The sequence below is a fragment of the Microcoleus sp. genome, from assembly GCF_041354475.1.
GTDB lineage: Bacteria > Cyanobacteriota > Cyanobacteriia > Cyanobacteriales > Microcoleaceae > Microcoleus.
The window spans coordinates 1-15,660 of sequence record NZ_JBGJZU010000073.1; the positions used below are offsets into that span (position 1 = coordinate 1).

At 45.1% G+C, this 15,660-nt stretch carries 13 protein-coding genes; 10 read left to right on the forward strand and 3 right to left on the reverse strand.

All coding sequences use genetic code 11. The annotated features are described in order from the left end of the window. Positions 1-196: 196 nt before the first annotated feature. Genes ACBR23_RS22345 through ACBR23_RS22360 form a run of 4 tightly spaced genes read left to right on the forward strand, consistent with a single transcriptional unit; the run spans position 197 to position 2,419 of the window. Positions 197-1,081: a lipopolysaccharide assembly LapA domain-containing protein gene (locus ACBR23_RS22345; protein ID WP_371113689.1), complete on the forward strand. Its 885-nt coding sequence runs from the start codon at positions 197-199 to the stop codon at positions 1,079-1,081. Positions 1,082-1,103: 22 nt separating this feature from the next. Continuing rightward, on the forward strand, positions 1,104-1,655 hold the full coding sequence (locus tag ACBR23_RS22350; protein WP_341738425.1) for a shikimate kinase: 552 nt from the start codon (positions 1,104-1,106) through the stop codon (positions 1,653-1,655). A gap of 23 nt (positions 1,656-1,678) precedes the next feature. Then, positions 1,679-1,969, forward strand: a complete 291-nt coding sequence (locus tag ACBR23_RS22355) for a transposase (protein WP_371118915.1) — start codon at positions 1,679-1,681, stop codon at positions 1,967-1,969. Between the two features lie 51 nt (positions 1,970-2,020). Continuing rightward, positions 2,021-2,419, forward strand: a complete 399-nt coding sequence (locus ACBR23_RS22360; RefSeq protein WP_371120892.1) for an RNA-guided endonuclease InsQ/TnpB family protein — start codon at positions 2,021-2,023, stop codon at positions 2,417-2,419. A 663-nt stretch (positions 2,420-3,082) separates the two neighbouring features. Here ACBR23_RS22360 and ACBR23_RS22365 read toward each other — a convergent pair. Together ACBR23_RS22365 and ACBR23_RS22370 are read right to left on the reverse strand one after the other, a co-directional pair. Further along, positions 3,083-3,526, reverse strand: coding sequence for a hypothetical protein (locus tag ACBR23_RS22365; protein ID WP_371113688.1), 444 nt, complete (start codon positions 3,524-3,526; stop codon positions 3,083-3,085). Positions 3,527-3,614: 88 nt separating this feature from the next. After that, positions 3,615-4,019, reverse strand: coding sequence for an NIL domain-containing protein (locus tag ACBR23_RS22370; RefSeq protein WP_340521243.1), 405 nt, complete (start codon positions 4,017-4,019; stop codon positions 3,615-3,617). Between the two features lie 178 nt (positions 4,020-4,197). Here ACBR23_RS22370 and ACBR23_RS22375 point away from each other — a divergent pair, with 178 nt between their 5' ends. The 3 genes from ACBR23_RS22375 (at position 4,198) to ACBR23_RS22385 (ending at position 7,890) form a co-directional block, all read left to right on the forward strand. Then, positions 4,198-4,803 (forward strand): thioredoxin family protein, encoded by a 606-nt coding sequence (locus tag ACBR23_RS22375; protein ID WP_341738428.1) that lies wholly within the window; start codon positions 4,198-4,200, stop codon positions 4,801-4,803. Positions 4,804-5,008: 205 nt separating this feature from the next. Further along, positions 5,009-6,190: a trypsin-like peptidase domain-containing protein gene (locus ACBR23_RS22380; protein WP_371118913.1), complete on the forward strand. Its 1,182-nt coding sequence runs from the start codon at positions 5,009-5,011 to the stop codon at positions 6,188-6,190. 398 nt (positions 6,191-6,588) lie between these two features. After that, on the forward strand, positions 6,589-7,890 hold the full coding sequence (locus ACBR23_RS22385; RefSeq protein WP_371118241.1) for an NF041680 family putative transposase: 1,302 nt from the start codon (positions 6,589-6,591) through the stop codon (positions 7,888-7,890). A gap of 147 nt (positions 7,891-8,037) precedes the next feature. Here ACBR23_RS22385 and ACBR23_RS22390 read toward each other — a convergent pair whose 3' ends face one another. Further along, the gene (locus ACBR23_RS22390) at positions 8,038-13,167 is read right to left on the reverse strand and encodes a CHAT domain-containing protein (RefSeq protein WP_371118912.1); all 5,130 of its coding nucleotides are present in this window, start codon (positions 13,165-13,167) and stop codon (positions 8,038-8,040) included. Positions 13,168-13,375: 208 nt separating this feature from the next. Between ACBR23_RS22390 and coaE the strand changes: the two genes are divergently transcribed. From coaE to ACBR23_RS22405, 3 genes are all read left to right on the forward strand, one after another. Next, on the forward strand, positions 13,376-13,999 hold the full coding sequence (gene coaE / locus ACBR23_RS22395; RefSeq protein ID WP_371113684.1) for a dephospho-CoA kinase: 624 nt from the start codon (positions 13,376-13,378) through the stop codon (positions 13,997-13,999). 371 nt (positions 14,000-14,370) lie between these two features. Beyond that, a complete protein-coding gene (patX, locus tag ACBR23_RS22400; protein WP_371118911.1) occupies positions 14,371-14,571 on the forward strand; it encodes a heterocyst-inhibiting protein PatX in 201 nt (66 codons plus the stop codon). Between the two features lie 437 nt (positions 14,572-15,008). After that, the gene (locus tag ACBR23_RS22405; protein ID WP_341738433.1) at positions 15,009-15,617 is read left to right on the forward strand and encodes a VTT domain-containing protein; all 609 of its coding nucleotides are present in this window, start codon (positions 15,009-15,011) and stop codon (positions 15,615-15,617) included. Positions 15,618-15,660: the final 43 nt, after the last annotated feature.

Below are 15,660 nucleotides of genomic sequence, written 5' to 3' on the forward strand. Positions count from 1 at the left end.
ACAAATAACAGATAACAAATAACAAATAACAAATAACAAATAACAAATAACAAATAACAAATAACAAATAACAAATAACAACTGCCAACTGCCAACTGCCAACTGCCAAATAACAACTGCCAACTGCCAACTGCCAAATAACAACTGCCAACTGCCAACTGCCAACTGCCAACTGACAAATAACAATATTATTATTATGCGTGCTTTATTTTTGCTAGTAATTGTGGTGGGGCTGACTATTTTTGCCCTACAAAATGTTGCTCCGGTATCCCTGGTGTTTTTGGGAATGCGATCGCCCGCTGTGCCACTATCCATCTGGATATTATTCAGTATCGGCACAGGAGTTGTCACTTCTTTGTTGATTTCTGGCTTGCTCGCTTTCTCAAATTACCTATCTCAAATGCGAGGCCGCACCAGTCGCAACAGTCCCCCTCGCAATACTTTTGCTCAGGATCGGAGGACACCTTACTCACCGTCTCCTGCTCCCAGAAAACAGGAAATTAACCCCGATCGCCCTAGGGGTAATCGGGAAACTCAGCCTACTTCTGGATACCAAACTGAGTATGGTACGCCCACTGCTTATAATGCTCAGACTTTCCAGCAGGATGTTAGGCCCCCAAACTCTGGTAATGCTACAACTTCTGCTCAAGCTGGAACTTCTATCGCAGCCGATGATGAGGACGATTGGGTTTCTGAACCCTCTAAAATTGGCTCTCAACAGGGTGATGATGATTGGGGGGACGATCGCGAAATTGTCGATCGACCGCCTGTAAATGACGTTTTAGAGGCAAATCCAAGGGATTACGAAGCCAAACAGGAACCCAAAAGCCAGTCCTGGTCAGGCTCTGTCTACTCCTATGGCTATCGCGATCCGAGCAAATCTGGGGTTGGACAAACAGAGTCTGTCTACGATGCCGACTATCGGGTGATTCCTCCTCCCCAAGGGACGCCGATTCCTGACATAGCTGATGGGGAAGTAGCTCCAAATAATACAGAAGATGAGGAGGATTGGGGATTGGATGAGGATGATGAGTTGGAGGGCGATCGCCCCAGTGGTGGCCCGATTAACCTGAAAAAATAGCACACTATCGGAGGATTTGATTGTGGATTTGTTGCGAGGAGTTAATCTCTATCTCGTCGGGATGATGGGTGTGGGGAAAACAACCGTGGGGCGGATTTTGGCGAGGGAATTAAACTACCGTTTTTTTGATAGTGATGCCGTAATTGCTCAAGTTGCTAATGAGTCGATCGCAGATATTTTTGCGAATCAAGGAGAGGAAGCGTTTCGGGAATTAGAAACTCAAGTGCTCGGTCAATTGTCGGCTTATACTAATTTAGTCGTTGCTACTGGTGGTGGCACTATTTTGCGATTGACTAACTGGAGTTACCTGCACCACGGTATAGTGGTTTGGTTGGATGTGCCTGTAGATCAATTGTGCGATCGGCTGCGAGAAGACACCACTCGCCCCCTACTGCGGGATGGGGAGATCAAATCCAAGCTGGAAACCTTGTGGCAGCAGCGAGAGCGTTTCTATGCTCAAGCAGATGTCCGAGTCAGCGCTAATATTAGGGAAACGCCGGAAGTTGTTGCTGCTAGGGCGATCGAGCAAATCCAAAAAGTTCTTAAATCAAAAATCCGAAATGATATTAATTAATTGACACGGTGTTAGCGCCGTCTATGTATGAACAAAATCATGAACCGACCATCAAAAGTCATGAAGTTGTAGGAGTTGATTTGGGAGTAAAAGAGTTAGCTACCCTTTCAACGGGCGTAGTATTTCCCAACCCAAAACACTACAAATCGCATCAGGCAAAACTCAAGAGATTATCAAGAGTTCTGGCGAGAAAGGTAAAAGGTTCTGGAAATAGACAAAAAGCTAAAGTCCAGCTAGGGAAACATCATGCAAAAATAGCAAACCGAGCGAAAAAATACTCTGCATCAAATCACTACTTATATCAAATCCGGTAACATCGGAATTATTCATCTCTCTTATCTCCCTCTGTGTTCTCTGCGTTCTCTGTGGTTAAATCATTCCGATGCAGCCGGAAACGATATTACTTATGCAAAAACCACGCAAGGATAGTAGTAGAAGATTTGAAGGTCAGTGGGATGCTAAAGAATCACAAACTAGCACAAGTAATAGCTGACTGTGGATTCCATGAATTCAAACGTCAGTTAGAATACAAGGCTAAAAAGTTTGGTTGTGAAATAATCATTGCTGACCGTTGGTTTCCGTCAACCAAAACCTGTTCAAGTTGTGGACATATCCAAGATATGCCACTAAAAGAAAGGACTTACAACTGTGGAAGTTGCGGTCATGCGATGGACAGAGATTTGAACGCAGCAATTAATTTAAGCCAGTGCGGTCTTAGGGTGTCCCCAAGTGGAGTAATATCAAATCCGGTAGCATCTGAATGATTCAGATCTCTATTCTCTCCCTCTGTGTCCTCTGTGTTCTCTGCGGTTAAATCATTCCGATGTAGCCGGAAACGATATAACTGGTGTATCGCGGTTGGCTAAACCGTGAAAGCTTGCTGAGGGATAGCCGCTCCCATGCTCCCGATGAAGCAAGAAGCAAGTGTCTAGACTTGTCTAGTATTTGTATAGCAGCTAGATACAAAGGCGACAGGGATGTCTGTCCAGAATCATTGAGTTGTGCCAAAAAATAAAATGGCCCCACACCGCGGTCGGGCTGTAGGGCGCAAGGACAGTTAAACGCTTCTTTAATTGTCGGGAAATTTATGCTCAACGCTATCTGCCTATGTGACGATTTTATAATCGTCCATGCACTGAGAAAATCTCTTGTATCAAAAAATGTAACCCAGCATCGATCGAATTTAAGCTGCCTTATTCTAAAAATAATACCTCATGCAATTCTGACTAGCAGCTCCTTCAAGCTGCTTTTTTATTGCAAATTGAAAGGCAAAAGCAATCCGTTGTTATATCGTTTCCGGCTGCATCGGAATGATTTAACCACAGAGAACGCAGAGAACACAGAGGGAGATAAGAGAGATGAATAATTCCGATGTTACCGGATTTGATATTAGGTGACTTCTTGCTTCTTTCCGTGCCCATTCCAAACTAAAACAATACAAGTTTGCCACTTTTTGATAAAAACTCTAGGGTTCCTCCCAAACCCAAACCAGTCAGAGAAATAGTAGCTAACATCAAAAAAGACCGCCATCTCTTGAATCCGGATATTTGAATATCAAGTCTTGCCAAAGCTCCGGCTGATGTCAAGACTAAACAAGTAGTAAAAAGGTGCAGCCAAGTCACAACTATCACTGCTAAAAAAGAGCAAACAATAATAGAAAGAAAAGCACCCACATCTGTCGATAACCACCGCATAATGAAGGTTTTTGTGTTCCTCAATGGGAACGACAAGGCGATCGATAGGATTAAACTAACAGCTACAGTTAAAAACCAAACAATATGGGGAGGAACATCAAATTCCGATAATTTCCAGCCCAAACAAAAATAGGTAATAAAAAGTAGGGTGAGGGAAAGCCAAGAGTTTTTTCTCATCTGCTCAACTGTTTGGGGACGCTCGGTGAAGGGGGAGATGGCGGGCAAAAGGGGAGAGAATTTGATAAATAATTAGTGTTTAGGCCGCCTACAGGTTAGTAGAAATAGCTTGCACCGGACAGGTAGGGATGCACTGTTCGCACACTATACAGCGCGATCGAACAAAAGTTAGTTTAAAGCTTTCTGGGTTCAGGGTCAAGGCTTCTGTGGGGCAAACTCCCGTACACAAGCCACAGTGAACGCAGACATCTTCATCGATGAGTATTTCCCGGCTGGCGAGGGAAACTCCAATATTTTGCGATCGCAGCCAGTCGATCGCCGCTTCTAGTTGGTCTATGTCCCCTGCTAACTCTAGCACCAGTTTGCCCACTTGATTCGGAGCCACCTGCGCCCGGATAATATTGGCAGCCACATTAAAATCCTTTGCCAGTCGATAGGTGACAGGCGTTTGGATCGATCGTTGCGGAAACGTCAGCGTTACCCGTTTTTTCACGCCTTTAATCCTCGGTAATTTACAAGCAATTTTTCTGCTCTTATGTTTTAGCTTACTTGGCCTAGGCTGTGACGCAAGCCAAATTATTGATGGGAAATAGCTTATTATCTCAAAATATGGTATAATGTGAGACGGTTATTTAAAATAAAAACCTAGAATTAAAATTGCAATCAATTTTATGAGTCCCAATTCGCCAAACTCAAGTGCTGTCGAGGCAACCAAAAATTCCGAAACAAATTCAACAGCCTCACGGCTCAGAAACTTATTAATCGTGTTAGCAGCGATCGCCCTGGCGGCATCCATGTTTTTTGGACTACGGACCCAAACGCCATCGAGTAGTCTCACCGAAATGGCAAAAGCCTCCGCACCAATAGAAACAGCTTTAACCAATGGCAAGCCCACACTCATGGAATTTTATGCTAATTGGTGCGGTAGCTGTCAGGCAATGGCAAAGGATTTGAGCGAAATTAAACAAAAATATGCCGAACCGCTAAATTTTGTGATGCTGAATGTGGACAATGACAAATGGCTACCAGAAATTACCAAATATCGAGTAGATGGCATCCCCCACTTCGTTTATTTAAACAATAAAGGTAGCGCCGTTGCTCAAACGATCGGGGAAGCGCCCCGCAGCATTATGGAAGCTAATTTAGAAGCTTTAATTGCAGGGAAAGAGTTGCCCCACGCTCAATCAGTAGGTCAAGTTTCTAATTTTACTCCCGCCACAGGACCAACGAAAACCAGCAGTTCCGACCCCCGCGCCCACGGCAGTCAAGTACAGTAAATAAATCCTGGGGTTTAAAGTGCGATCGCTTAGTCTTGGAGTTGAAAAAAATCGGAAAAATAGCGAGTAAAATTATTAATCAAGAACAAGAACAAACTAGACCGGGTTTGCGTCAACTAATTAATAAAACTAAAAACCAACACAGCACAAACATTCCATCCCCTCCGGCAAAATTTCCCTGGTCAAATACTAATTAGCAATAGCCATGAATATAAATTTTTCCCGTTTCGATACCTTAAGCAGCATACTAGCAGGCACTACCGTCGCAGCCTTAACAATCATTATCAGCCAACCAGCGATCGCCAAAACTCCCCAAGAAGTAGCAAACATTGCCGGCCCACTAACAGTACAAGTTAACAGCACCCTAGGAGACGGTTCCGGCGTAATCATTGCCAAAAACGGCAAAAATTACACAGTTTTAACCGTCAACCACGTAGTAGAAAAAGCCGATGTCAAATATACAGTTCGCACTTCCATTGGCAAAAACTATCAAGCAACCTCAGTTACCCGCTTGCAAACCTCCCAAACCGAAGCCGATTTAGCCTTAGTCAAATTTGAAAGTCCAGAAGAATACCCAGTAGCAACGATCGCCGATTCCGATCAAGCCGTCATCGGCACTCAAATCTTCGTTTACGGGTATCCTGCTACCGGCGGACTTTTCGGGGCCGAAAGAGAACCAGAACTCTCTCCCGGACTCGTTACCAGCCGCCCCCGGAATCGACCCGAAGGTTACACTTTGCGATATCAAGCAGTAACTTGGAGTGGTATGAGTGGCGGGCCAGTGTTTGACTCCGAAGGTCGAGTCATCGGCTTACACGGACAAGGGGAATTTGGTTTCGCCCAAACCAGTTCCGGTGAAGTCGCCCCAATTAAAACAGGATTTAATGCAGCAGTTCCGATCAATACTTTTATGGCGAAACTGGCCATGACGGGAATGAAACCATCGGAATTGAAACTAGACAATACGCCCGCAATCCAAGGCCCGGTATCGAGCACTAATCCTCAAGATCCCCAAGCCTATTATTTTCGAGGACTTTCGCGGTTAGATCAAGGAGATGCTTGGGAGGCGATCGCGGATTTCAACAAAGCGCTTGCTTCTAAGTCTAACTACACTCCCGAAATATACTTCAATATCGGTAATGCCCGCACTCTCATCGGCAGCGTCGATCCCACCCGTGGTCCAAGCGCTATTCAAGCATACACGCAGGCGATCGCAGCCAATCCCGGCTTTGCCGACGCCTACTACAACCGAGCCCTAGCCCACCTCGAAAACAAAGACAAACCCCAAGCCATTGCCGACTTTCAAAAAGCAGCAGAACTTTACAAACAAGGTGGGAGAACAAGTGCTTATCAAGACGCCCTTAAAAGAATCGAACAGTTGCAATGATTGTTGAATGTTGACTGTTGTTATTAGTTATTAGTTATTTGTGAGGACGAATAACTAATAACTAATAACTCATAACTTATAACAAATTACCAATTACCAATTACCAATTACCAACTGGAGTTTAGACTAAGTAGATATTAAAGCGCGATCGTCACTTCACTCAAAAACGGCAACGGTCGCTGGCGACAAGTTATGAGGCTCAACCATAAGATAGAAGTCCAGCGACCGTTGACGTTCTCTTTGAGGCCGCGAAGTCAAAGAGAAAAAAACACGCTAAGGCGGCCTAATTTCTTGACTGTCGTTGAGACTAAAAAAGAGAGAACGGTGGCAAAAGCAGGACTTGAGCCACCGCGCCAGGAGAGAATGAGGGTGAAAAAGAAAACCTATCCACTCCCTCAATGAACAGTGAACGATTAAAGGACTTTCGTCAAGCAGCATACGAGTTATTGGTACTCGCCAAGGATGCGACATTCGAGCTGATGGATGCAGTGATGACCACCAGAAATGCGTCATGTTTAGCAGAATTTTCACTCAGCCCGCTATTCAATCGACAATGGTCAAGTATCTATGAAGCCTTACAAGACTGTTTGCCAGACCGAAAAAAACTGATGGAGTTGTATCGAGAGCAATTAGAACAGCAAGTACCCCCAACAGAACATATATTAGTGGCTCTAGACCACACTGCATGGGGGAGACCATTCGCCAAAACCTTAAAAGACAGAACCCATGAATATCAGAGGGGCGTAATTATTGGACAGGGGTACAGTACCATTGCCTGGATACCTGAAGCTCAAGGAAGTTGGGCATTACCCCTACTTCATGAAAGAATCAGTAGTGGGTCTTCACCCATACTTCAAGCAGCTTCCCAACTCAAACTTGTCTGTGAACAAAGCGTCAACCCAGTCTTAGCAGTCTTAGACCGAGAGTATGGCAATGCAAATTGGGTACTGGCGCAAGCAGACATTCAAGCTGATTGCTTAATGCGAGTCCGAAAGAATGCCTGTTTGTGGTCAGCACCACCAGCATATAGTGGCCGCGGCAGACCACGAAAACACGGGTCAAAAATGAGGCTCAATGACCCAACCACATGGCTCCAAGTGGATGCTGCGATCGAAATTGACGAACATCCAGAATTGGGACAAGTCCGAGTCAGACAATGGCTTGACTTGCATTTTTATCGTGCCCCTGGACAAAAAGTCAATTTAATCCTGGTCGAAAGAATGAAGCCTATGTCAAACGGTCAGCCGTTTCCACCTTTGTGGTTGGCTTGGGTGGGAGAACGAACTCTACCCTTAGAAACTGTTTGGTTTAAGTATTTACGACGTTTTGGGGTGGATCATTGGTATCGGTTTGCTAAGCAACGATTACATTGGACATTGCCTAACTTGAGAACTCCAGAACAATGTGAGCGGTGGAGCGATTTAATGCCGTTGATGAGTTGGCAACTCTGGCTGGCTAGGGATTTAGTTCTCGAAAATCGACTGCCTTGGCAGTCTGCTACGATCAATTTAACTCCTGGACGTGTCGCCCAATCAATGTTATCGATTTTAGTTGACATTGGTACTCCGGCTCAACTACCTAAACATAGGGGAAAATCTCCTGGCTGGGAAACAGGAAAGGTACGTACTAAGGCACCGTGCTATCCCACTGTGAAAAAACGGGTTTCTCGACGCAAAAAGTCTTCAAGATTAGCTATTTAATCTTCTACATTTTGAATTTTTGAGTAACAGCTTGCCGGATATTCAAAGGCAGCTACTTTTAGATGCGATCGTTTTTTAGTCTAAACTCCAGTTACCAATTACCAATTCCCAATTCCCAATTCCCAATTCCCAATTACCAATTACTAATTACCAAGGCGAACCAATCATTGTAAAAGCCGCCCAATAATAAGGATGCGACAAATTTTTGTCTCCCCGCGCCGTCAACTCCCCAGGTAAAGGTAAAGCCTGACGATTACCCGATCGCACCAAATAACCATCCTCCAAACGTACCTCTCCCCGCAACATCGCCAACTGCGCCTGTCGTAAAGCCTCAGCCTTAATCGGAGCTACACGCAACTGCTGATAAAACTCCGTCATCAACCCCAAAGTACCAGCATCACTCACATACCACAAACTCGCTAAAGCCGACTTCACCCCCGCATTCACCGCCAATCCCGCAAAACCCAACTCAGCCTGTTCATCACCCACCGCCGTCGTACAAGCACTCAAAACCAACAACTCCACCTGCGGATTCGATAACTTCAACTCATCCAACTCGCTCAACCGCAACTTAGTATCCCAAAACTGAATATAAGAATTCTCAGCACCCCCAGGCTGAAACTCACCATGAGTAGCCAAATGAATAATTTTGTACTCCTGCTGACGCTTTTCCCTCAAATTTGGCAAAGTAAAGTTCTCATTCAAAAAAGACAAACCAGGCCAAATCTTACCCACAATTGTGGATATCTCCAGCGGCACCGCCGGCAAAGGATTTTGATCGTACTTTTCCGGAAATTTCGATGCACCCATCGCCAAAACCCTAGCATCTTTAAGATTGCTATAGCGAGTATCAGTTAAGCTCAAACTAGGAATCAATCCCAAACTATACTTCTCCACCAAAAATTGCTTGCCGTTATAAAGAGCAGCCAAAGGTAAAGTTCGCAAACCAGCATCCATCGAAAATGCTAGAGTATCAATTTTATGCAATTCCAAATCTGCTTCCAGGGGTGCAATTAACCACTGGTAAAGTTGCTCGCCCGGTTCCTTATAGTCAGCACTGCTTAATCTCCGGGGACTTCGCACAGCATTGGTAAATTCCTTGGCAACTTGCAGCACTGTTTCGCGGCTGGCTGGTACGCTTTTAAAGATATTTTTGCCATCGGGCAACAGCAGTACCAATTCTAAATTGTTGGCTTTCGCCCATACATAAACGATCGCAGGTTTTACTCCGGTCAAGCGATTAACGCTGCTGAGGGTATCTCGAATAGTTTGTGGCGTTACAGATTTTCCTGATAAATTGCTGCCAAAATAACGTTCAAATTCTTTCCCCTGAATTTGCTCTCTTTGCTGCACTGCGTCGATGGGATTTCGTTGAGTTATGGAATTGTTCGATCGAGAACTTTCGGCAACTACCACACTCTGATAACTACCCGGCTTTTGGGCAGTTGTCCCTCCGTCACTGTTGGTGGAGCTAGCGGTGTCTAGATTGTTATTTAACACCGATGTTGACTGTGGTTGACTTTCTCCGGGAGTGCTAGTTTTGCTGGTCCCCAGGGAGCTGACAGCCTGGTCTGAAGAGATGTTTGTCGTTGTGCTCTTTGATACCGGCTCGATCGCGATCGAATTCGGCGCCGTCACCAATTCTTGGGAATTGGTTGTGGTTTTTAGTTGGATGGTTGTCTTGGGTGCTGGACTCGGTTCGATCGCGATCGAGCCAGTAGTTGTATTTGTCGTGGTGTTAGGCTTAGAATTTCCGCTGACAAGAGGCGTGACAGTGCAGGTTCCTGATTTGCAACTACTTTGCAGCAAAGTCTGGGAACCCGATCGCACTTGGCCCTCTGTGGAGATGCTAACGGGGTCGCCCTCAGAGCTTGTGTTAGTAACTGTGGCTCGAAAAGCTCCTCCTGCGGTGATTTCCACATCACCCCCCGTATTCCCACGAGCCTTGATCGAAGTAACTTGAATATCTTTTTGCCCCGTGATGGTGCTAGAACCGGCTTTTCCTGACTCCGAACTAGAATTAATCACCCCAGTCGCGATCGAACCTGGTGCGGTAATGGAGATATCTCCGCCGCTTTTGGCACCAAAGGCATCGATGTTGCCCGATGCTACGGCATTAGCGCTGCGGATGTTGATATCTCCTCCAGCCCCGTTGGTGGAACGAGAAGATAAAGTTCCTGTGGTGATGTTTCCCTGACTGCTAGTAATGTTGATGCCTGCGGGGGAGGTAATATCCCCAATCTTGACGCTACCGGCGATTAAGGTAATAGAGGCGTTGTCAATCCCCGCGATCGCAGCCGTTCCCATGATAGTACCGGTTCCCAAGGGCGATCGAATCACGATCGGGTCTTGAAAACTAACAGTCGGTACTAGAGTAGAGTTAGGAGTTGAACTCGGCATGGGTGTTGAAGGCGATGGCCCAATGAAAACTTGACCATTACCATCAGAACGCCCGATCGCAATAGAAACAAACCCATTCCGCAAAGTCGCCAACTCAGCCCCAGTCAGATTCAAACCTTCTTTGTTTCCATCACCACCAAGGGTGATATTTTGACGCGCCTCCGTTGGTTGCAACACCAAACTACCATTGCTAGCCACGGAATTTTTGTTACCCGTCAGGTCAATTTCCCCACCAGTTAAAGTAATATTGCCCGCTGTTTGCAAACCACCAGCCTCCACCGGCCCGACACTTACTCCCTCCCTACCAGTCAGTGTCACATTACCAGCAATATTTCCTCTAGTATCGATCGCCCCCACGGTGACATTACCCGCAGCCGTCAGCGTCACATCCCCAGCCACTCGCGACACCGCCCCAGAATTAGAGGAAGTAGTGAGAGTCGCTTCTGTACCTGTGCGTAGTCGATCGGCAATAATGTTACCTGTTTGGCTGGTGATGCGAATCTCCTGACCGTTAGTTGAAATATTACCAGTTCTGATATTGCCATCAGCTTTCAGAGTAATAGAGGCATTATCTGTGCCGGTGAGGGAACTGGTAGTAGTGATTGTTCCCCGATCCGAAGGTGACTGAATAATCAGCGGGTCTGAAAAATTCAAATTATTAGCAACCAGAATCGAACTACTACCATCACTACGCCCGATCGTGATTCCGGCAAAACCATTTTGTAAACTTCCTAAATCGCTCGCCGTCAGATTCAAAAAACTATTACTACCCAAGTCACCCGCACCCGCGATCGCTATATTTTGACCAGGACTCCAAGGTTGCAACACCAAAAAACCAGTCCCACTCACCGAATTATTCCCACCCTTCAAGTCAATTTCATTGCCCGTCAAACTAATATTTCCCGAACCGCCCGCAATCCCCCCAACACTCAGAACATTCTGAGCAGTTAAATTCACAATTCCCGCACTTCTGGAACCACTCACATCAACTTTTTCTGCCCTTACGCTCAGCCCTTCCAGCAAAACATTGCCACTGCGACCATTGTTGGGATTCGATGCCGAAATATTATTACCAACAATCGCTCCCTGACTCGTCAAGCTAATATTTCCCCCTTTGCTCAACAAATTACCCACATTAATTTCCCTACCAAAAATTGCGATCGCCCCACCTTCAGTGCTAATAGTATCCCTACTATTCATTGCAAACAAACCCGTACCATTACCATCGGCATCAGCCCGAAAAGTCACAGAACCAGTAGTAGTTTGAAAACTCAACCTATCGTCTGCCAAATCAGAAATTTTAATATCATTGAAAGCTTCCAAAACCACATTAGTAGTCGCCGAAATACCCTCCAAAGCCCTCGCTGAAATAGTCAAAGAACTCCCTGAACTACTGGACAATCCTGGTGAAGTTGCAGCCCCCAAAATACCACCATTAGCCAAAATTGCAGCATCATCAGCACCGGCTGCGGCATCTGTCACCACAATATTTTCCGGGTCTAACAACAAAGTCCCCAAACCATTTGTACCCCTAGTATCTACACTCCCATTAAAAATCAACCCTTTTTTACCAGAAACCTCGACAAACCCACCCGCACCACCAACATTAGGAACTGTAGAAACACCCCTAGCATTCACATTCCCGGAAAACACGGTTGTACCATCCGCCCAGACGACGGCGCTACCCCCATTGCCCGATCGAGTAGCATTAATGGCGATCGAACTCTTGCCATCGACATAAGTCATATTTGCAGTAGGCAGAGTTCCCCCACCTCGATAATCTCCCCCAACTCGCACCGTACCCCCACCCTCAGCTCCCGAAGCATCAATCTTGGCGGAAAACAGCCCTACTCTTTCCCCCAACACATGAACAGTACCTCCTGTGCCATTGGGAGTTGACACATTGGCAGCACCCGATACTATAGCCGTTCCGGGACTTGCCGAAATAGCTTCTCCTCCAGTCAGTACCACTTGACCTTGGGAATTGGTGCTAAGTCCGGTGGCGTGGTCACTCCCTCCACCAGAAAGCAGCCGAGGTAAACTCAGTGGCGAAAACGGCAAAGAAGTTGAGTCAGAAACACCAGTAGGCCCAGAAACTTCCAAACTCAGCAACATCCCATTTTGGCTCAACCGCACCAGATTCTCTCCCGGCACTGCTGCGACTGTGATTTGACCCCCAGGAGCCGAAAGTTCTCCTGTGCTGATGACTGTACCCCCAAGCAGAGTTAAATTTTGTCCATTGCCAACGGCTAATTTACCAACATTAACTATGCTCCCTGACTGTGCTGAAAAAGCAAAAGCACTAGGTGTTCCCACCAGGGCTGCATAATCATTAATCCCTGTACTATTAAACCAACGATTATCAAAACCAATGCTGCTAGCAGTAGTAGCAAAAAAAGACCCCGGCACATCCAGGCGGGCATTACTGCCGAAAATGATTCCTGCGGGGTTGACCAAAAATAGATTGGAATTACCACCGCTAACTTTTATCAACCCATTAATAAACGAAGCATCGCCACCAACAACGCGGCCAAATATATTTTTTATGCCCTGATTTGAAATAAAATTCGCTGTTTCCCCAGAATTTAAACCAAATCGAGTGAAACTGTGGAATTGATTTTTACCATCTTTTGAGGTAGCGCCTCCTGTAATGTCATAGCGCCCTGTCGCACCTGGGGTAACAGTCGTGTTCGTCTTGTCTGTGGCGGGAAGAATGGATTGGGCCCAGGCAATTTGAGATTGGGGATAAATTTCTATAATCACCCATCTAGTGCTGTTTTGTTTCGCCAACAGCAGACTGGGTGAAAAATCTAATATCCAAAGTCCGGCAATGGGAATTGCTGCCAGAATTGACCGTACAGCACGTTGAGCATTCATAATAGTTTGCCTCGGTCTAGACCTTAATTGGAGTAAAAAAATGGAGATTTTAGCCAAAAAACAGTCGATCGCACCCCAATCCTCACAATTCCTAACGTGAGCTCTCGCTCTCAAATCTTAAATTCTTAGTCTAATTTTGAGTGTGTCACCAACATAGCAAACACTGGCAAGCACTGTCCAAACATAGAAATTCAACAAAAAAGGCAATATGAGCGATCTAATTTTGCGGATCATTGGTTTGACAGGGGGCATCGCTACAGGTAAAACCGCTATCTCTAATTATCTGGGCGATCGTTATGGATGGAGGATTTTAGATGCCGATATTTATGCCCGCGAAGCTGTGTGTCCAGGTTCGCCAATACTGAGTTCTATTGTAGAACGCTACGGTGCTGGTGTTTTACTCCCAGACGGCAATTTAAATCGCCCAGAGTTGGGAAATATTATTTTTTGTAACCCAGCCGAACGGCAGTGGCTAGAACAACAAATTCACCCTTATGTCCGTCACCGTTTTGTTGAAGCCACTCAAAGTTACATTGCTCGATCGCCTCTTGTATCCACAAACACATTGCCTCTGGTTTTAGTAGTGCCACTACTGTTTGAAGCTAACATGACAGATTTATGTACAGAAATTTGGGTAGTTTACTGTTCACCCTCTGTACAGTTAGAACGGCTAATCAAGCGAGATGGCTTGAGTGTCGATCTAGCTAATGCCCGCATTAATAGTCAGTTTCCCCTAGAGCAAAAGTGTCAGAAAGCTGATGTTGTTTTGGACAACTCCTCCAGTCTCGACTCCTTGTTTGTCCAGGTAGATGCCATCATTCGCCAATTTTAAATTTTCCCTTGAAAAATTTCTGCGCTCTCCCCGACTTCTTAAATAAGTCGGGGATATCAAGCCTAAAATTCTATGAGATTTAATTAGGTTAGTTTACTTAACAATAAATTATGAAGGAAATCTGAATAATTAAATAAATTTACAATTAGCGCTCTAGCATTCCTCACACAAGTGAGGTTTTTGCCAGTTAATTGACGCCCCTTATTCCGGGGACACCAGTGAGGGGTATCACCCCCTAAACTGGAAGTGTGAAAAACTTGCAGATTGCATCGATTATTAATTGGTAATTTTGCAAAACTTGCATTTTTTTTACCCTGATATCAGAGCAGAGGCTGCGTATCAAGAAGCGGAAACTACAAACACCGAACTTTATGATGCGCACTTACTCTTCTATCCTAATGTCAACTCTGTTATTGAGCAGCACTCCAGTTAACGCTCAAAGCCTACAAATTCCTCAGACATTTTTTTCTCAACACAAATCTGTTCCCGAATTGTTAACATCCCAAGCCGATCCAAATTCTTCCACAGAAACAGATAAAGATTCTGCTCCCGAACGAGGCAGTGGAAGATAAACAGTCCTCGACGCAATAGGCATCCGTAATATCGAATTGTAGAGTGCATCAGGCGAGTTTTTTGAACAATTTTTAGTGATTCTGGAACTCGCCCCCCTGACCAATTAATCCAGATATTAAAGTTACGCTACCTCGGTCAGTGAATTTAATAGCATTACCGATGAGATTAATTAATACTTGACGCAATCGCTTTTCATCGCCCTGAACTCCCAGAGGTAATTGCGGACGCTATCCTCGATATTTAACCGCACCCAGGGGAAAAGTGAGGGCGATTTATCCATAAAGTTGATTCTACCTTGGACTGACCACAAGATTCCTAAAATAAATAAAAAATTACTAGCACAGGGTCTGATTGGGATTTTGTGTTACATTCAACAGAGAATCCTGTCCATGATACCATTTTTGTACGCTCCCTTAAATTATAGGAAAAACTAAAAATGAATATTGATTTGCCACAACTGATTACCACAGGCGGTTATTTAGGAGTTTGGGCGATTGTGTTCGCTGAATCTGGCTTGCTGATTGGTTTTTTCTTGCCGGGAGACAGCTTGCTATTTACCGCTGGCTTTGTTGCGTCTCAACCTGTAAGTAATATTAATATTTGGACTTTGGTATTTGGGGCGTTTGTATGTGCCGTTATTGGCGACAATTTTGGCTATGCCACGGGACATCGTTTTGGTCGGCGCTTATTTCAAAAAAAAGATTCGTGGCTATTTAAAAAAGAATATTTAGAAAAAACTGAAAATTTCTACGAAAAACACGGTCAAAAAGCAGTTGTCATGGCAAGATTCATGCCAATAATCCGCACTTTTGCGCCGATAGTTGCCGGAGTGGCGGCAATGAAATACAAAACTTTTATGTCTTACAACTTAGTAGGTGGGTTTTTGTGGACCTTTGGCATCACGCTGATGGGTTATTATTTGGGACGGGTAATTCCTGATGTGGATAAATATTTATTGCCGATAGTTTTGGGAATAATTGTGTTGTCTTTTGTGCCTTCTATTATTCATATCATTCAAGAACGCCGCGACAACAAAAAAGATTGAGGGCGAGGACCCCAGATCGATCGATGGAGCCGATCGCACTAGC

Bases quoted from the DNA above. Each gene is read 5' to 3' on its own strand.
- ACBR23_RS22355 (WP_371118915.1), top strand. From the start codon at position 1,679: ATGTATGAACAAAATCATGAACCGACCATCAAAAGTCATGAAGTTGTA.
- ACBR23_RS22390 (WP_371118912.1), bottom strand. From the start codon at position 13,167: ATGAATGCTCAACGTGCTGTACGGTCAATTCTGGCAGCAATTCCCATT.
- patX (WP_371118911.1), top strand. From the start codon at position 14,371: ATGATGCGCACTTACTCTTCTATCCTAATGTCAACTCTGTTATTGAGC.
- coaE (WP_371113684.1), top strand. From the start codon at position 13,376: ATGAGCGATCTAATTTTGCGGATCATTGGTTTGACAGGGGGCATCGCT.
- ACBR23_RS22365 (WP_371113688.1), bottom strand. From the start codon at position 3,526: ATGAGAAAAAACTCTTGGCTTTCCCTCACCCTACTTTTTATTACCTAT.
- ACBR23_RS22375 (WP_341738428.1), top strand. From the start codon at position 4,198: ATGAGTCCCAATTCGCCAAACTCAAGTGCTGTCGAGGCAACCAAAAAT.
- ACBR23_RS22380 (WP_371118913.1), top strand. From the start codon at position 5,009: ATGAATATAAATTTTTCCCGTTTCGATACCTTAAGCAGCATACTAGCA.
- ACBR23_RS22405 (WP_341738433.1), top strand. From the start codon at position 15,009: ATGAATATTGATTTGCCACAACTGATTACCACAGGCGGTTATTTAGGA.
- ACBR23_RS22385 (WP_371118241.1), top strand. From the start codon at position 6,589: ATGAACAGTGAACGATTAAAGGACTTTCGTCAAGCAGCATACGAGTTA.
- ACBR23_RS22345 (WP_371113689.1), top strand. From the start codon at position 197: ATGCGTGCTTTATTTTTGCTAGTAATTGTGGTGGGGCTGACTATTTTT.